Annotated in this window: 18 protein-coding genes; 7 read left to right on the forward strand and 11 right to left on the reverse strand. The window is 49.2% G+C overall.

Features of this window, described 5'->3' with window-relative positions; all coding sequences use genetic code 11:
* Positions 1-90 precede the first annotated feature (90 nt).
* A complete protein-coding gene (locus C9I92_RS08140; RefSeq protein WP_047884764.1) occupies positions 91-1,440 on the reverse strand; it encodes an endonuclease/exonuclease/phosphatase family protein in 1,350 nt (449 codons plus the stop codon).
* A 1,141-nt stretch (positions 1,441-2,581) separates the two neighbouring features.
* On the opposite strand from C9I92_RS08140, the gene C9I92_RS08145 reads away from it, so the two are divergent.
* The gene (locus tag C9I92_RS08145) at positions 2,582-4,297 is read left to right on the forward strand and encodes an NAD-dependent malic enzyme (RefSeq protein ID WP_047884763.1); all 1,716 of its coding nucleotides are present in this window, start codon (positions 2,582-2,584) and stop codon (positions 4,295-4,297) included.
* Positions 4,298-4,372: 75 nt separating this feature from the next.
* Here the strand turns inward: C9I92_RS08145 and C9I92_RS08150 are convergent, their stop codons facing one another.
* Positions 4,373-4,705, reverse strand: coding sequence for a DUF3392 domain-containing protein (locus C9I92_RS08150; RefSeq protein WP_047884762.1), 333 nt, complete (start codon positions 4,703-4,705; stop codon positions 4,373-4,375).
* A 184-nt stretch (positions 4,706-4,889) separates the two neighbouring features.
* Here C9I92_RS08150 and C9I92_RS08155 point away from each other — a divergent pair, with 184 nt between their 5' ends.
* The 4 genes from C9I92_RS08155 to C9I92_RS08170 all read left to right on the forward strand — a co-directional run bounded on the left by C9I92_RS08155 (position 4,890) and on the right by C9I92_RS08170 (position 7,113).
* The gene (locus tag C9I92_RS08155; RefSeq protein WP_084712525.1) at positions 4,890-5,057 is read left to right on the forward strand and encodes a DUF2256 domain-containing protein; all 168 of its coding nucleotides are present in this window, start codon (positions 4,890-4,892) and stop codon (positions 5,055-5,057) included.
* 114 nt (positions 5,058-5,171) lie between these two features.
* Entirely contained in the window at positions 5,172-5,585 is a 414-nt protein-coding gene (arfB, locus tag C9I92_RS08160) for an alternative ribosome rescue aminoacyl-tRNA hydrolase ArfB (RefSeq protein WP_047884761.1), read from the forward strand.
* 100 nt (positions 5,586-5,685) lie between these two features.
* Positions 5,686-6,129: a hypothetical protein gene (locus C9I92_RS08165; RefSeq protein WP_047884760.1), complete on the forward strand. Its 444-nt coding sequence runs from the start codon at positions 5,686-5,688 to the stop codon at positions 6,127-6,129.
* Positions 6,130-6,237: 108 nt separating this feature from the next.
* Complete coding sequence (locus tag C9I92_RS08170) at positions 6,238-7,113, forward strand: aspartoacylase (RefSeq protein ID WP_047884759.1); 876 nt, start codon at positions 6,238-6,240, stop codon at positions 7,111-7,113.
* A gap of 278 nt (positions 7,114-7,391) precedes the next feature.
* Here C9I92_RS08170 and C9I92_RS08175 read toward each other — a convergent pair whose 3' ends face one another.
* Together C9I92_RS08175 and C9I92_RS08180 are read right to left on the reverse strand one after the other, a co-directional pair.
* Positions 7,392-7,931: a GNAT family N-acetyltransferase gene (locus C9I92_RS08175; protein ID WP_084712524.1), complete on the reverse strand. Its 540-nt coding sequence runs from the start codon at positions 7,929-7,931 to the stop codon at positions 7,392-7,394.
* Positions 7,932-7,949: 18 nt separating this feature from the next.
* Positions 7,950-8,222, reverse strand: coding sequence for a hypothetical protein (locus C9I92_RS08180; RefSeq protein WP_047884758.1), 273 nt, complete (start codon positions 8,220-8,222; stop codon positions 7,950-7,952).
* Between the two features lie 356 nt (positions 8,223-8,578).
* Here C9I92_RS08180 and C9I92_RS08185 point away from each other — a divergent pair, with 356 nt between their 5' ends.
* Positions 8,579-9,481 carry a DMT family transporter gene (locus C9I92_RS08185; protein ID WP_047884757.1) on the forward strand — a complete coding sequence of 301 codons (903 nt, stop codon included), beginning with the start codon at positions 8,579-8,581 and terminating at the stop codon, positions 9,479-9,481.
* On the opposite strand, the gene C9I92_RS08190 is transcribed toward C9I92_RS08185, so the two are convergent.
* The 4 genes from C9I92_RS08190 to C9I92_RS08205 form a co-directional block, all read right to left on the reverse strand.
* Complete coding sequence (locus C9I92_RS08190; RefSeq protein WP_047884756.1) at positions 9,478-9,792, reverse strand: DOPA 4,5-dioxygenase family protein; 315 nt, start codon at positions 9,790-9,792, stop codon at positions 9,478-9,480. The two genes, C9I92_RS08185 and C9I92_RS08190, sit on opposite strands and share 4 nt — an antisense overlap.
* A gap of 98 nt (positions 9,793-9,890) precedes the next feature.
* Complete coding sequence (locus C9I92_RS08195; protein WP_047884755.1) at positions 9,891-10,649, reverse strand: glutamine amidotransferase-related protein; 759 nt, start codon at positions 10,647-10,649, stop codon at positions 9,891-9,893.
* 21 nt (positions 10,650-10,670) lie between these two features.
* Positions 10,671-12,092 (reverse strand): aldehyde dehydrogenase family protein, encoded by a 1,422-nt coding sequence (locus C9I92_RS08200; RefSeq protein WP_047884754.1) that lies wholly within the window; start codon positions 12,090-12,092, stop codon positions 10,671-10,673.
* Positions 12,093-12,169: 77 nt separating this feature from the next.
* Complete coding sequence (locus C9I92_RS08205) at positions 12,170-13,540, reverse strand: glutamine synthetase family protein (protein WP_047884753.1); 1,371 nt, start codon at positions 13,538-13,540, stop codon at positions 12,170-12,172.
* 371 nt (positions 13,541-13,911) lie between these two features.
* On the opposite strand from C9I92_RS08205, the gene C9I92_RS08210 reads away from it, so the two are divergent.
* Entirely contained in the window at positions 13,912-14,196 is a 285-nt protein-coding gene (locus tag C9I92_RS08210; protein WP_053061781.1) for a DUF1496 domain-containing protein, read from the forward strand.
* A gap of 445 nt (positions 14,197-14,641) precedes the next feature.
* Here the strand turns inward: C9I92_RS08210 and C9I92_RS25395 are convergent, their stop codons facing one another.
* The 3 genes from C9I92_RS25395 to C9I92_RS08220 form a co-directional block, all read right to left on the reverse strand.
* Positions 14,642-14,806 (reverse strand): hypothetical protein, encoded by a 165-nt coding sequence (locus tag C9I92_RS25395; protein ID WP_169776020.1) that lies wholly within the window; start codon positions 14,804-14,806, stop codon positions 14,642-14,644.
* A 326-nt stretch (positions 14,807-15,132) separates the two neighbouring features.
* A complete protein-coding gene (locus C9I92_RS08215; RefSeq protein WP_047884752.1) occupies positions 15,133-15,435 on the reverse strand; it encodes a YfcZ/YiiS family protein in 303 nt (100 codons plus the stop codon).
* 289 nt (positions 15,436-15,724) lie between these two features.
* Positions 15,725-16,075 (reverse strand): DUF3316 domain-containing protein, encoded by a 351-nt coding sequence (locus C9I92_RS08220; protein WP_047884751.1) that lies wholly within the window; start codon positions 16,073-16,075, stop codon positions 15,725-15,727.
* Between the last annotated feature and the right edge of the window lie 28 nt (positions 16,076-16,103).

The following is a 16,103-nucleotide window of genomic DNA, read 5'->3' on the forward strand; positions in this document are numbered from 1 at the left end:
CGGTAAGTGTGGGAGTATAGCAAAGCGATGAAAGCCTCATAAGAGGCTTTCATCGGAGTTTTACTGTTCAGCGCAAGTTGCGAGAAAAGATTATTGGTTGAAATCGATATCCACCCATACCATGCGATGGTCTGAAGAGACCCCTTTACTGTTACCTAGCGCAGCATCATAGACAAGGTGATAGCCGGTTTCACTGCCCGATGGCCAGAACACGCCTGACGCTTTCACCGCGAGGGTGGCTGACGGAATGACGTAATCAAGGCGCAGGCCGCTGGTACTGGTAATGTTTGCCGGATGCGGCGTATCCTGGTTTCGCTGGCAAATGCCTTCGCTGAGACAGTACTCACCGCCGTTGCTGGCCGGAGCCAAACTACCAAGCGTGCTTTCGACATTCATCTGAGTGTGACTGAGCAGGCCGGCAATGGTGGCGCGATCGCCGTCGCCCATCTGATGATCTGCGTTCAGATCACCGGCAATGACAAAATGGCTGCCAAGCGGTAAGCCGCCGGTCAGCCCATTGTCATCATAGATATAGGTCTGGTTTTCGATGTAGTCCTGCCAGAATTTCAGTTCAGCCCGGTTTCGCTCGGTGTTGTGTTTTGCCGGGTTATCAAAAATCGGTGGTGCCGGGTGCGAGACCAGAAAGTGAACCACCTGCTCGCCGGATTTCGTCGGGATGATCACCGGTACATCCACATGGTTTTTGGAGGAAAGCGGGAACTGCTCCCAGGCTTCATTGCTGTACCAGCTATCGCCGCACGCTTTACCTTCCGGAAGCGCTTTGTCACAGTTGACAATTTTCAGGTTGTTTTCGCCCGGCATATCTTTCCATCTAAAGTCCTGGAAAGTGCGGATATTGGGCTCATCAATCTTGAACCGTGAAAACACGGCAAAGGCGTACTGGCCGTGGTAGAAACCAAATCCCCAAGCATCATCACCCTGGTCTGATTTATTTCCGTCCAGGTTTAAATCCTGACCACTTGGCTTGCCGGTGTTGGTGGCAAAATTCTCGCGATAAGCGAACTCAATGGGTGACTGCCCATTCTGGCTGTGCGACAGGTAGTTATTCTGAAAACCATCCAGAGCCTGCATATCTTCGCCACTACCGTCATTATTAAACTCGGCCAATACAAAAGTATCGGGGCGTACGCGCTGAATAGTCTCGGCAACGTTCCGAATCTGAATAATCCTTTTAGCCGTCTCAGTTTCTTCCGTCGTTAATGTGCTGTCGTTAGCCTGATAACGTTGTAACAGTGCATTTTGTTCACCGTGGGTAAATGACATTTCACTGACCAGCGTTTCGTAGGTCGCGCGGTCAAATGACAGGTTAAACGTGGCAAATCTGGCCTGGGAGTGAGTGATTTCGGCATTATTACTGTTACAACCTGCCAGTGCTGACAAAGCCAGAGTTGCGGCAATCAGAGAATGTTTAAAATGCATGTTTTGTGTTCATGGACTTAAAAAGAGTGACATAGGTTATACAAAAGCAATATTACACTTCTGTTGATAAACAATAGTTTGCGATCAATGTCATGAAAATAGCTTAAACAAAGATGAATGTACTGCCGAGGTAGGTTCGAAAAATGTTTACAACACCAGCAATAAACAAAAAGCCGCCAGAAATGACATAACTGTAATGAAACCAGATATAGGTTGTTGGATATTTAATATTCAATAATGCGGTGAGAATTTCATCAGGATGAAAGCACTAAATTAAAACATCAATGAATGAGTGATGAAAACAGAGAATAACGATCATCACATTGTTTGGGATTGGTCCCAAAAATTCCTGTCAATTTTTTCCCTGACTCAAAATTGACAGGAATTTAATAAAACGGGAACACTTGATCCAGATAATGGCGACAGTGATTGAATAAACATTAAAAGATATGGATGAAATGTGATGCTGGTCTGAGGAGTGTTTTATGACTTCCTTAACTTGGGCGTTAATAATTTTTTCTCTATCGCAAAATAAAAAAGATAAGTGCGAAAAGTCTGTAAATATGTGGATTAATCTTCCCTGTTTACAGTTTTTTACGCCTTGAAATCGCTACTGACCAAGATGTTTTTAAGTAGCGGTGGTTACAACAGGCTAGGTGTATGTGTGAAAAATGTAATGGGCGAATGATTCAGGTTCGTCGTAACTGGTTTCAAAAACTTAAGTATCGCTCTATCTGGAAATGTATCGATTGTGGACAGGAGGTCAAACTATGAGAGATAACCAGCGTGTGAGAAAAATCGTAACTACAGGAAGTATGCGGGCAATTGCCAAAACACGCCAGAAGCATCTTGAGTTGCTGCGAAAGACGCAAATCACCGAAGAAGGAGTCCGTCCTCATTTTTCATAACAGTGATAACTGTTGATGTTCCTCCGTTCACAGGAGATGGTGGCTGTTTTTAACCGGCTTGCTGGAAAATAATATTCTTTTCCGCAAAGAGACCGAGGGTCACATTTTTTGTCATACAACTTTATTACACTCGTGTAGCTTTCTATTGATATTTTACTCTCAACGAAAGCTATCAACGATGAATAAGGCAAAATGCCAAATAATAACAATGACAAATGTGAACGGAGGAATGAATGACGATAGGAAAATACCTACGTTGGAAAGATGAAAAAGGAAATGCCTTTCGTCCGGTTTCCCTGACCGGAACGGCACTACTCAACGATCGTACCCTCAATAAAAGTACAGCCTTCACCTACGAAGAACGAAAAGAATTTGAACTGGATGGGCTGCTGCCGCCTCGAGTCCAGACTTTTGACGATCAGTTAAACCGTGTTTATGACGGTTTCCGTAGCGCTTCAACGGATATTGAGAAGTATCTGTTCCTGCGTGCCCTTCAGGATCGTAACGAAACCCTGTTTTATGCCTTATTATCGCGCCATATCGAAGAAATGACGCCAATCATCTACACCCCGACAGTGGGCAAGGCGTGCCAGGAATTCAGCCACCGTTACCAGAAAGCACGTGGCCTGTATATTACCGCAGACAACGTAGACAAGATGGATGAGATGGCGCGCCAGTTCGCCGGGAAAGACATCAAAATTATCGTGGTGACTGACAGTCAGGGTATCCTGGGACTGGGTGATCAGGGCGTTGGTGGTATGGGTATTCCAATCGGTAAACTGTCACTGTACACGCTGGGAGCCGGTATTCACCCTGCACGCTGCCTACCTATCGCATTGGATGTCGGTACGGATAATCAGGATCTGCTGGATGATCCTATGTATTTGGGTATCCCTCGACGTCGTATGCGTGGTGAGGAATATAAAACCTTTATCAAGAAGTTTGTGACTCAGGTGAAACGTCAGTTCCCGGAAGCGGTGCTGCAATGGGAAGACTTCAGTAAGTCCAATGCTTTTGACAACCTGAGTGACTACGAAGAGTACATCCCGTCTTTCAATGACGACATTCAGGGCACAGGCTCCGTTGTGCTGGCCGGTATTCTGGGTGCAGTGAAGCGCAAAGGCGAGTCGCTGGTTGATCAATCGTATGTGGTCTACGGCGCCGGTGCGGGCGGCGTGGGTGTGGCTGATCAAATCTATGCCGGTCTGCTGAAGGAAGGGTGTTCACATGCCGTAGCTCGTGAGCGCATTTTCATTCTGGATTCGCAAGGGCTGGTTTTTGACGATCGTGATGGCCTGGATGAGTACAAAAAACGCTACGCCAAGCCAAGAGCGATCGCTGAAGGCTGGCAGGTGGCCGAGCAGGGCAAAGTATCACTCAGTGAGCTGATTGATAACTACCCGGTAACTGTACTGCTGGGAACCAGCGGCATTGGCGGTGCCTTCAAAGAATCGCATGTCCAGAAGATGATGGAATACACCAAACATCCGATGATCTTCCCGTTGTCTAACCCGACGGCAAACTGTGAAGCGTTGCCGGAAGATATCTACCGCTGGAGTGACGGTCAGGCAATCGTGGCAACGGGTAGTCCGTTTGACAACGTGACACACAACGGCGAAGAATTCCGCATCGGCCAGGGGAATAACGTTTTCATCTTCCCGGGGGTGGGTCTGGCTGCCATTGTTGCGAAGGTGGAAAAGATCACCATGGACATGTTCACGACCGCGTCGTACGCGCTGGCTGAAATGGTGAGTGAGGAAGACATCGAGCAAGGCTGTGTTTATCCGCGAATCAGTGATTTGAAAGCGGTGTCGCTGCATGTTGCCACGCGAATCCTTGAAAATATTCAGGCCACGGATCCGAACAGCCTGGTTGCAGGTCAGGATATTCGTCAGTCACTGGCAGAGCATATCTGGGAACCGGTTTACCTGCCGTACCGTCGCGTCTGATTTGCTACAGATCTTCACGATCAAATCTGATCTTGTGTTTACAGCCCGGTTCCACCGGGCTGTTTTTATTTGAGTTCAGACATGGCGGTGACGTTGAGCCCAGAGCCCGATCAGCACAAAGACCGCGGTCACGGCGGCTGCCAACCAGAGGGCGGGTAACCGATGAAGCTGTTTGGCGAGGTATGGGGCAACGCTGACAATCATAAAACCATAACCAAATGCATTCAGTAATATGAATGCTAGCGTGCGGACAATGAAATGGGTACTGGCAAGCTGATTGCGCATAAACCGATTGATGTCTGCGCCGAATATCACCAGCAGGCAGGCAATGATCGCCGTTGCTATCTCTCCCAGCCATGGCCGCAGCCAGAGACCGAAATCGGCTATCCACCCTAGAATAATCTCCACTTTCTTGGCTCCTCCCTAATATTCGTCAATGGCTTAAAATACAGTTATGGGCTTGCTCTGCGCCTTGCGAATCAGTACTTACCTGCGTTATGTATGGTCGCTATTGTGAAAAGCGTCTTGGATACATGGCGTTGAACCGACAAGCTCAAACTCGTTGTAGTCAATATGCGGCCGGGAGGCGTGAGTGAATAAATCGGATTTACCGGAAAAAATCTGCCCTGTTTGTCAGCGGCCATTTCGTTGGCGAAGCAAGTGGCGTCGCTGCTGGGAAGATGTTAAATACTGTTCGGAGCGGTGTCGTCGTGCCCGTGTGCGTGACAGGCAGAATCCGAAAGACGCTTTTGAGGCATGAAATGTCCAGAGAGAGGGATGCGAACACGAGGAGTTCGCCTTCAGTGCCTGGGTAGGTATACTGAAGGTGTGTCTCAAGGCACGATAAGTCTGTATCGAAGATAATCTATTCAAGATGTTAACAATTTCAAACACAGTTCAGCTGGGTGACTGGGAAATCGAGCTGACCCCAATCCGTGCCCAGGGTGCCGGTGGGCAAAACGTCAACAAAGTGTCCAGTGCGATTCATCTGCGCTTTGACATCAACCGGTCATCATTACCAGCTTTTTATAAAGAGCGCTTACTGGCACTCAGTGATAGTCGCATAACCAAAGACGGCATCATCATCATCAAGGCGCAACAGTTCCGGACACAAGAGCTAAATCGGGAGGATGCCCTGGCGCGCTTGGTGGCTTTGATCCAGTCTGCGGCGGTGCAACATAAATCGCGGCGGGAAACCAAGCCCACGCGATCCTCTCAGCAGCGCCGAATGGACAAGAAATCGCAACGGGGACAAACCAAAGTGCTGCGCGGAAAAGTGAAGTTTTGAAGCGCTTAACAAATTCTCTTACGGCTGCTGCTCTTTGTTGATATTTAGCGCTACAGTTTGTTTTTACATCGTTTTTTAATTGTGTTTATCGGGGATAGGGATGTCAGAATTGAAGAACAAACACCTACTACAGCTTTTCTATCGTGAGTCTGATCGGGTACGGTTGCTGGAACTGGACACCTTGCCTGAGCCGACAGGAGAAGAGCGAAAGGTGATGCAGGACTGGCTGGCCACCAAGCGCAGCTTTACGGTTGATGAAATTGCTACTCAGGCCTGGGTGAAAACCTGCTGTGCCGGAAATACCACGGAGATTTACCTGCACCCCGATGGTTCACTGGAAGAGTATGCGCTATTCAAACGTACCCGTGCCACCGGAGAGTGGCAACTGAAGGATGGTTTGCTCACGCTGGCCGTCCAGAAAGATGGCGACCGGTACGTTTCTACTGTCGTGGCCAATAAGCTCAGCAGCATTCATTCGGCGATTGAAGCGAAAAATGGCCAGGTATATTCCTATCTGAAAGTGGCACAAACACGTCAGTTGTGATTTTCTATGTGATTTTTCTGGAAAGTTATGCTGCGAGCTGGTATTCATTGGAAGAGTAATATCTACGTCAACAAAGAGTGAGCCCAAGCTGTGACTACAAGGAAGAAAATGAATAAAGTTGCCATTGTTGGTGGTACCCACGGTAACGAATTTAGTGGTATTTATTTACTGAAAAAATGGCGTCAGAACCCGGCGAAGATTCAGCGCGACAGTTTCGAAATTCAGACGGTTTTTGCCAACCCGCAAGCATTTGAAGCCAATAAACGTTACCTGGACTGCGATATGAATCGCCAGTTTGGCCTCAATGATCTGAACAATCCTGAACTGGCCAATTATGAACAAAGTCGGGCGAAAGCGATCAATGCGCAACTGGGGCCGAAAGGGGAGGCGCAAAGTGATTTTATTATTGATTTGCACAATACCACCAGCAATATGGGACCGTCACTGATCCTGCTGAAATCAGATGCTTTCAACCGTCAGATGGCGGCGTATGTCAAATCCAATATGCCTGACGCTGTTATCGTTCTGGAAGATCAGATCGAGATGGTCGAGCATACTTTCCTGTGTTCAATCGCCGAGCAAGGCGTAATCGTGGAAGTCGGGCCTCAGCCGCAGTCTGTTGTGCGTCAGGACGTTCTGGATTGGATGGAAGCGATGACGGGTCATATTCTTGATTTCGTCGACTTGTATAACCGCGATGAGGTGCCTGAACTGCCTAGCAGTTTTGAGGCATACAAGTACCATGAAACACTGAAATTGCCGGAAGATGAAAACGGTGAGCGTATCGGCATGGTACATAAAAATGTTCAGGACGCTGACTTTAAACCGCTGCGTAACGGGGATCCTATCTACACCTTGTTTGACGGTACTGAAGTATGCTGGGACGGGGACTACGAGGCGTATCCGCACTTTATTAATGAAGCGGCGTATTACGATAATAACCTGGCGATGTCGCTGGCAAAGAAGGTACTGGTTGAGGTGTAATTTTTCGTTTTGTATCTGCAACATGGACTTGCAATACGGACTCGCTACATAGCTTTTTAAACGCGACATGGTTTTTTAAAACGCTACATAATAGATTTTTAAAACGCGACATAGATGTTTAAAACAAAGAAACGCCATTCGGAGAAATCCGTGTGGCGTTTTTGATAGGCCGCCGAAAAGAAAATAGCGAGATACGCTCTGAGAAATACAGCGAGAACTGCTACGAGCATCAAGACAGACTGCTTTTTCACAAAACGCCCTGTGTGTGTCCGGCGGAATTACTCCCGATGGGCTAAGCGCAGATTTAAGCGCATTTCTAAGGGGGCAAGTGGCGTAACAGCTCGGTCCCCGCTGCTGCTGGCAGGGGTCATTGGCTGCGTCCTAAAGCCAAAGCGTTGATACAAGTTTCTGGCTGGATTCTCACTGAATACTCGCAATGCCAGCCAATTATGTTGTTTTTCACGTGCGTGACGACAGGCAAATCGTAGGCATTCCGTCCCTATGCCTTTGCCGTGAAATGCCGGTTCGATTTGGAGATCCCGGATGCAGGTTGTGTCTTCCAAATAGGAAAAGCGCAAAACCCCGACGCGGCGCTTATCGTAATAAATTTCATAGTTATCATATGTCAGCCAGCTTTGTGCAAACATCTCCGGTTGCCAGCTTAATTTCCGGCTGGCGTAATAGGGGACCATGTTGGTTTGGGTCAGCCTGGCGGCATAGTCTGCCGCCGCAAGTTCAGGTTTTGCTGCTGTACATACTACTGGCTCTGGTTCTTTACCTTGCTGATTTAATTGGACACTACGCAACTCGATAAGCATTACCACTCCTTATGATGATTATTTGAACCACCGCAGCAGGTTCATAAGCCCGGCAGCCATTCCTCCCGCAACATGCGCATGCGCGTAATCGCCGACAGCATGGGTGAAGTGGGAACGAAATTTATCTGTGGCTTCCTTTGGGGTATCAGCATAGATCACATCGTCATCAACAATGAATCCGGCTTGCAACAGCTGGGCTTTTTCTTCTTGGAAGGTACTGCTGGCCATATCCAGAAAAGTAAAGTTACGTCGTTCTGTTTCTGGCAGACAGAAAAACTGATATTTAGCCATGTTTACAACTCCTGTGATAACCAAAATAGTGTCAGAAACGGGGGGCATCACATTCAATATCCGGTTGGGAAAACAGAGCAAACACACTTTGGGTATTTTATAACTACCTGCTTACCTGCTTACCTGCTTACCTGCTTACCTGCATATCAGCCGCGTAAGTGAATGACGTTGCAAGTAAAAACTTCACGCTGTTCAGTTTGTCGCCTATAAATGAAAATGACTTGGTTACAGATGTGTAAGCGATTTGGTGTTGTTATGATATGGATTGATTATGCGTGAAATGCAGGGCGTGTAAAGAGGAAAGACCGTGAGCCGTGACGAGGCAAATAAATCACTACTGAGGGGAAGGTAACACGATGACAACATGGAAGATTTTGAGCGTGACGGCGCTGGCGATGATGGCTTTTGCAGCTAATTCTCTGCTCAACCGGGAAGCATTACTGAATACCGCCATCGATCCTGCCAGCTTCACCTTCATCCGTCTGGTCTCGGGAGCTGCTATTTTATGGCTCATTGTCAATGCACGTCATCGCAAAACCGGATTTAACAGCAGTCACGGCACGGACAGGCATCACGGCAAGCAAGGTGGGCCGGCATCGCTTGCGGCTAACTGGACATCGGCTTTAGCCTTGTTTGTTTACGCGGCGGCGTTTTCATTTGCGTACGTCAGCCTGACAGCGGCGACCGGTGCTTTACTCTTGTTTGCTGCAGTGCAGGCGACCATGTTGGGCACCGGATTGTGGCGAGGCGAGCGATTGAATACGGCCCAAAGTGCCGGATTGCTGTTGGCGTTGGCTGGGCTGGTGGTGTTGCTGCTGCCAGGTGTGTCCGCGCCGTCATTCTGGGGAGCCGTATTGATGATTGCCGCTGGTATCGCCTGGGGAGTGTATTCGTTGCGTGGTAAGGGCGTGACCCAGCCGATTGAAGCCACCGCAAAGAACTTTTTGTGTGCTGTGCCGTTTACGGTTTTGCTGAGTGTCATGATGTGGAGTCGACAGTCGCTGGATTGGGCTGGGGTGGGGTATGCGCTGGCATCGGGTGCGCTGGCATCTGGCGTGGGTTACGTTCTGTGGTACAGCGTGCTGCCATTTTTACCCGCGACGGCGGCGGCATCGGTACAGCTCAGTGTCCCAGTGATTGCTGCACTCGGCGGTGTTGTCCTGCTTGATGAGACCCTTACGGTCAGGTTGGCACTGGCATCTGTCGCTATCCTGGGGGGCATTGCGCTGGTGCTCAGGCGCGACAGAAAATCCGGTTAGAAGATTTCTTCTTTAATCGGCAGCACTTCACCCAGCCATTTGGCATGCAGGGTGTGGTCGGCCAGTTCATCCGGCGTCACAGGGTGGATCAGGACTGACAGCCCTTCACGGTGCGCATCCAGCCATTCGATGAAGCCATGACGGTTATCGTTAAAATGCACTTCGAACATAGGTTTGGTATGCGGCCCGACCAGTCGGTTCACCAGTGGGAAAATGGCCGTAATATCTGAACGCGAAGTACGGATTAGTTCGTGAATACGAGATGCAAGTGCTTGTTGTTCAAGTTCAAAATAAATATGAGCGTGGTACATAATGTTCCCTCCTTTCATATCGCACAGTGTAATTCACGGTAAAAAAAACGCGAGCAGTAAAGGTCGATTATGTCGTTCAGATAATTTGAATGATGGGATTATGTCCGCTGGTGGTGATCATCTGTACGATGAACTTGGAAACGGTAGTGCTTGATGAACTGAATGATCCAGCGGGTAATCAGCAGATGTTGCGTCGGAGAGGAAAGCGAACGAAGGGCTGTACGAATGGTCGGCTCAGGTAGCTGCGGTGCTCGAAGCCGGATCAGATCCTCCAGGTAGGCCGGGGTAAATTCCGGGTGTCCTTGTATCCCCAGAAAATGCTTGCCGGTCAGACACATTGCATATGGGCAAAATGTGCTGCCTGCCAGCACCTGACTGTCAGAGGGTAATTGACTGATTTGGTCTTGATGGCTGCTGAGAAGAGCTATCTGGCGGCGTGGATTCGTCAGCCAGCTGTGTTCAAGCGCGGCAGCCTGATAGAGCTCGGCATGTTGTACACCCAGTCCCCACCCTGTGGAGGCAGGGGTAACATTCCCCCCGAGCGCCCAAGCGATCATCTGATGGCCGAAGCAGATACCGACCAGCGGACAGCGTTGAGAGTATAGCTGTTGTATAAACCCCTGAAAGACCCGAATCCAGCGCTGGTCATCGTAGACACTAAAACGGCTGCCGCTGGTGAGATACCCGTCGCACTCCGCCAGTTGCGATGGATATTGCTCGTCTGTCACACGGTAGAACACGAGGGTAATCGTCGGGTCGACCTGTGCAAATAGCTTGCTGAACATTTCCGGATAATTACCATGCCTAAGCTGTAATTCTGGCCTGACATCGTCACAGAGCAATACCCCAATTCTCATAGGTCGACTCCAAACGGTGATCTACACATGGTTTATACAGAACGCTTTAGGGCGGGTGAGGTTGCTGAATCCCGGATCCGACAGGGCACAGCCGCGACCGGAATGTTTCACCCCGCTCCAGGCCTGCGCGGGATCCAGAGTATCACAGCGGTTCACGCAGAAGGTGCCTGTGTCAAGGTGTGTGCCGATACCAGTGGCTTTCTGAACGTCGTTGCTGAACACGCTGGCGGTCAGACCATATTCGCTGTCGTTCATCAGTGAAATTGCTTCTTCGTCAGAACCGACTTTCTGAACGGGCAGCACCGGACCAAACGTTTCTTCTGTCATGACCCGCATATGGTGGGTGACATCTGAGAGCAATTGTGGGGCAAGGTATGGTGTCCCTTCCCGGCTCATAGGGAAGTTGGACTCGACAATATGGGCCTTGGCACCCTGATCAATGGCTTCACGGATCTGCTCCCGGACGAAGTCAGCGGCGCTGGTACTTATCATGGGTCCCAGGGTAGTCGCATCATCCAGCGGCGAACCCAGGCGGTAACGGTTGATCAGATTTCTTGCCTTGGCGACAAAAAGATCGTGAACACGGCTATCAACGTACACCCGCTCAATGGCGCAGCATGATTGACCGGAGTTATAAAAGGCACTGTTGACGATAGTGGCGACAGCATGATCCAGATTGGCATCGGCGCGAACGTAAGCCGGATCTTTGCCACCAAGCCCCAGCCCGATGCTGTGAAAGTGCCCCGCAGCGGCCTGTTCGATCATGGCTCCGCCTGCGACTGAACCGGTGAACGAAACATGGTGCAAGCGCTCACTTGCAACCAAGCGGTGCGTTGTAGGGTGATCGAGGTGAAGATATTGAAACACACCGGCAGGCAACTTTGCGGTTTTGAATGCCTGCTGCAGGCGTTCAGCGCAAAGCGGTGTTTGTGAGGAATGCTTCAGGATAACACTGTTCCCTGCCAGCAGTGCCGGAATGATCGCATTAATGGCTGTTAGATAGGGGTAGTTCCAGGGGGAAATCACCAACACAGTGCCGATAGGGGCGCGGGTGATGTATCGGCTGACGCCATTTTTCCGAGATTGAGTCATAGGAGCAAGTGCTTGCTCACTCTGTGTGATTATCCGTTGGGTGCGCGATTCAACGGCACGTAATTCATTGCTACTAAACCGGATAGGGCGTCCCATCATCCAGCTGATCTCGCAGGCAATCATTTCTTTGTGCTCAAGCAGCGCCCTGATAGCATCGCTGCAAAACTGCTGGCGTAAGCTGAGAGGCATCTGTTGCCAGTGCTGCTGGGCACGGTTTGCGATGTCCAGTGAACGATCGACATCCCGCAAGCTGTGAAGAGAGACAGACGCGATAACACTGCCGTCCACTGGCGAACAAGTGTGGCGGAGGGCCGGGGTATCCTGGTGAGAAACAGCCGCGGTATTAATCATAACGAACACCTGTCAGAGAAAGAAACGTCATAGGTGGTGCCGGCCGGAGCAATGGAACGCTCTGGCGCGCTGTTCCCCTAAATAATTTCAAAATAACGACTTAGTTCCCAGTCGGTTACGTGTTTACGAAACTCTCGGTCTTCCCATTCCCGTGAGGCAGAAAAATGCTCAACAAACGCCTCTCCGAACAGAGATTTGGCGATATCAGAGGCTTTGAACGCCTGTGTGGCATCCCACAGGGTACGAGGCAGTGACAGCGCATCATCATGCGGTTGCTGGTAGGCATTCCCGGTTACCGGATCGCTGGGCTCCCAGCCCTGCTCGATGCCGATCAAGCCCGAGCCTAATGCTGCAGCCAGTGCTAGATATGGGTTCGCATCGGCTGCCCCGATGCGGTACTCAACCCGCTGGCTTTTCGCGGAACCGGGAATGACCCGTAATGCGGTGGTACGGTTTTCTACTCCCCAGGTGGCGTCTGTGGGGGCCCAGTAACCTGGAATCATTCGGGTGTAACTGTTGACCGAAGGCGCAACCATGCACAACAGCACGGGCATCAGGCGCTGCTGACCTGCCAGGAAATGGCGTTGGAGAGGGCTCATGGCATGGGGCTGGCTGGCATCATAGAAAGCGCTGCTGCCATCTGCGGCATGGTTGAGGGACAAATGAATATGCCCGCTCTGGCCCGGATAGTCATTGCTCCACTTGGCCATAAATGTCGCCATCAGCTCATTTTTCTGTGCCAGTACCTTCATGTAAGTCTTAAATAATGCGGCTTTATCTGCGGCATCTGCGGCCTGATCAACGGCGATGGCGGCTTCAATGACACCTGGCCCGGTTTCGGAATGAATGCCTTCAATGGGGAAGTCCATGGTTTCCGCCATGCTCAGAATGGCCTTGTATAAACCGGAATAGGTGGAATTTCGGATCATGGAGTAACCGAACCAGTCCGGCGTGATGGTTTCCAGGTTACGGAATCCTTTTTCACGCGCGGAATGGGGCGTTTCCCGAAACAGGAAGAACTCATATTCAAAAGCCGCCTGGGCGTTAAATCCCATTGCTGTCGCTTTGTCGATAACACGGCGGAGGGTCGCGCGAGGGCATACCGTTTCGGCTTCACCGGCAAATTCCGCAATGAACAATAACATGCCGTCTTCATCCAAAACGTCCCGGCAGCTGGAAGGAATAATCCGAACCGGCGCATCAGGATAACCAGTATGCCAGCCGGTGTAACGGGTGTTGTCATAGAGTTGATCTTTCACATCCCACCCCAGAACCACATCACAGAATGCGAAACCGTGTTCCAGGGAAGCAAAGAACTTCGCTTTTGACATGTATTTACCGCGCATAACGCCATCGTTATCAAATAAACCGACTTTGATATGGGTTAGTTTGCGCTCTTCAATGATGCGTTTCGCATCATCAATACTGCGTACCTCTCTCGGAACCATAACGGCAGGTATCCTCAACAACGAGTGTTCAGCTCACATCAAGATGTCGATACGGAATCAACAAAATCACGATTCTGTGATCAACTAGGATTTTTTTGTTATTGATAATAAACGTAGGAAGGAGAGGTGAATTCGTCAACTGTGCGTTAGCGGCAAAAAGCAATGTCCATACAATTGCTCATCGTTGTTTGGGAATAAGCTCGTCAGGAGAGTGAGCGATGCATGAGACACCCTGTTGAAACAATTGATATAAAAAAGTAAAAATAACAGCGGTTGTACCATATGCATTTGGTTTCTAATTTCTGTGCGTTAAATAAAATTAATGCCAGGGTCGCCTTTAAAAACTGCTTTAAGAGGATGGGAGAGAAAATATGCGAAACGTGTTTATGCACAGGGTGGTGCTGGGGATTAGTGTGGCTGCGGCGTTCAGTGCCCCTGCGATAGCGAAGGTAAACGAAGTATCGATGAAGCCACAACCGACAATTACGCTGGAAGGTGAACTGACCCAGCATCGCGCCTGTTTCTATGACGGCAAGAAATATTCCCTGGGAGCCGTAATCAGTGTGGGGGCTGTGCTGCTGGAGTGCGTGCCAGAAAAGTCATTTGAAACGAACGGTAAACTGCGCTGGCAAACGTTGGAAACCAAGGCGAAATAGCCGCTGCGCAGGCTTACCGGCCAGTAGCATTATCGTAAGATAACTCATTGCATTAGCGTGCTGGTTTCTCGGGTCTTCACTCTTTGACTGGCGCTTTGGCTTTGTTGGTATGGCGTTGTAGGTATGGCTCCGTAGGTATAGCTTCGTTGGTATGGTTTGACTGGGATGGCGAGTCACGACGTAAAATGTGATCTTGGTAAACAAAAATGCAGCCACGAGGGCTGCATCAGTACAACGATTAAGAGTGATTTCAGTACCCGGCGAATATGTATGATTCCGATGTCATGCTTTACATTGTTGCTGTGAAAGTGAGTCACACTCAGCCACAAGTTAAAGCCAAAAATCAGTGCACAACCCGGCGCTCAATCACTCCGATGGCGGGATAGTCATGCTTGTACTGGTCAATACTGATTAACATACCAACCAGCGAAGACTTAGGTAACGACTAACGCACCATACGGCCGGAGTTCGGAGCCAGTCTGCCGGTACCACCTTGATGATGCGGAGTGGTTGCGCCCATTTCCTGCATGAGAAACTCTTTCATTGCAGCCGCTTCACGTTCATTGACCGGTTTCCAGTTTGAGATCACTCTTGCTTTATTGCTATTCATAGAACATTTCCTTTTCCTGTCATGATGAGAATTGTCATCATGTGCCCTGTGATTCATACTGAGCTTCATTCTCATACAATTTGTAGGGGAATGCCAGCAATAAATTGGTACAGGGTATAACTGAAATAGCGATTTTATCTATAAAGCAATGGATTACATTGCAGATCTGACCAGAATGGATGCATAAAACTGCATCAGTCCTGTTCAGTAACTCCATCCCTAACCTTAGTCTGTTTTGAGGCGATAAAAAAGCCAATTCTGGCGAAGAATTGGCTTTTCAGGAAAATTCGCAACTTTGATGAGAATGCACTGAATTGGGAGGTATCTCAGTTGCGTGCCAGAGAGCGAGTCTTCAGTTCGAAAATCAGTTTTTCAGCACTGCATTCAAACTGGAAGCGAGCGGTTAACTCGGTACTGTCTTCGCTGAGCTCACTGACTTCATGTTTGACGTTAGCATTGACTGTTTTGGCCAGTGATACGTAATTAGCCAGTTCGGCCTCAAGGGCTGGCTTATCGCCTCCGAAGATGTGTACTTCTGCAACTTCATCACCTTCTTTGATGATGAACCCCATTTCTGCAGACACACCGCAGGCTTCACAGGTCTGGTATTCTTGGCTTTCGTTGGTCATGGCGTTAACTCTATCTCCACTATTGTTATAGGGTCATTCTAAAGCGTTGTGACAGAGATCGCTATATACGAACACGGTTTTCGTATGACAAAAATCAAAGAGAAGATAGATACCCGGCAACCAACATCGAGAATACACGTTGGAGTATGATGACAAATTGGAGTAAGAATAAAAATTGAATAAAGGGGCAAAGGGCAGGGGCAAAGCACTGGAAATGTGCTTTAGTGTCACTTGGAATACGAAAAGCAGGGGAAGAGGCTCTCTTCCCCTGACAGCGGTAATCTGGAGTTCAGCGATTGTCTGACAGATACTTGTCGTAGCTGTAATCCACATTTACGACAGCACGGTATTTGACCTGACCGGAAGCTGTCGAAAATTCATCAATCTTAATACGGGAATCATCCACCTTGATCGTGTTGGTTTTCATGCCGTATTCGTAAATCCCTAATGTTCTTTTTAACCTTGAAGGAGATTCCGATTTGAGGTTGGTGGCAAAATCCTGCCCCTTACGCATAGCGCCTTCACGAGAATCACTGACGCCGGCAACAATGTTGCGACTTTCGTGATTCATATCCCGGGTAAAGGCATTTGCTCCTGTACTGATATCAAGCATAACCAAAGTGATAAGCAGCTTGTTCATGATTGAACCCTCTTGATTGCAGGTCATG

The organism is Photobacterium ganghwense, assembly GCF_003025595.1.
GTDB classification, from domain to species: Bacteria; Pseudomonadota; Gammaproteobacteria; order Enterobacterales; family Vibrionaceae; genus Photobacterium; species Photobacterium ganghwense.

What these genes read in the sequence shown, in the direction of transcription:
- C9I92_RS08200 (WP_047884754.1), bottom strand. Translation starts at nt 12,092, where the DNA reads ATGATTAATACCGCGGCTGTTTCTCACCAGGATACCCCGGCCCTCCGC.
- C9I92_RS08140 (WP_047884764.1), bottom strand. Translation starts at nt 1,440, where the DNA reads ATGCATTTTAAACATTCTCTGATTGCCGCAACTCTGGCTTTGTCAGCA.
- C9I92_RS08185 (WP_047884757.1), top strand. Translation starts at nt 8,579, where the DNA reads ATGACAACATGGAAGATTTTGAGCGTGACGGCGCTGGCGATGATGGCT.
- C9I92_RS08190 (WP_047884756.1), bottom strand. Translation starts at nt 9,792, where the DNA reads ATGTACCACGCTCATATTTATTTTGAACTTGAACAACAAGCACTTGCA.
- C9I92_RS08145 (WP_047884763.1), top strand. Translation starts at nt 2,582, where the DNA reads ATGACGATAGGAAAATACCTACGTTGGAAAGATGAAAAAGGAAATGCC.
- C9I92_RS25395 (WP_169776020.1), bottom strand. Translation starts at nt 14,806, where the DNA reads ATGAATAGCAATAAAGCAAGAGTGATCTCAAACTGGAAACCGGTCAAT.
- C9I92_RS08170 (WP_047884759.1), top strand. Translation starts at nt 6,238, where the DNA reads ATGAATAAAGTTGCCATTGTTGGTGGTACCCACGGTAACGAATTTAGT.
- C9I92_RS08205 (WP_047884753.1), bottom strand. Translation starts at nt 13,540, where the DNA reads ATGGTTCCGAGAGAGGTACGCAGTATTGATGATGCGAAACGCATCATT.
- arfB (WP_047884761.1), top strand. Translation starts at nt 5,172, where the DNA reads ATGTTAACAATTTCAAACACAGTTCAGCTGGGTGACTGGGAAATCGAG.
- C9I92_RS08195 (WP_047884755.1), bottom strand. Translation starts at nt 10,649, where the DNA reads ATGAGAATTGGGGTATTGCTCTGTGACGATGTCAGGCCAGAATTACAG.
- C9I92_RS08175 (WP_084712524.1), bottom strand. Translation starts at nt 7,931, where the DNA reads ATGCTTATCGAGTTGCGTAGTGTCCAATTAAATCAGCAAGGTAAAGAA.
- C9I92_RS08215 (WP_047884752.1), bottom strand. Translation starts at nt 15,435, where the DNA reads ATGACCAACGAAAGCCAAGAATACCAGACCTGTGAAGCCTGCGGTGTG.
- C9I92_RS08210 (WP_053061781.1), top strand. Translation starts at nt 13,912, where the DNA reads ATGCGAAACGTGTTTATGCACAGGGTGGTGCTGGGGATTAGTGTGGCT.
- C9I92_RS08220 (WP_047884751.1), bottom strand. Translation starts at nt 16,075, where the DNA reads ATGAACAAGCTGCTTATCACTTTGGTTATGCTTGATATCAGTACAGGA.
- C9I92_RS08180 (WP_047884758.1), bottom strand. Translation starts at nt 8,222, where the DNA reads ATGGCTAAATATCAGTTTTTCTGTCTGCCAGAAACAGAACGACGTAAC.
- C9I92_RS08165 (WP_047884760.1), top strand. Translation starts at nt 5,686, where the DNA reads ATGTCAGAATTGAAGAACAAACACCTACTACAGCTTTTCTATCGTGAG.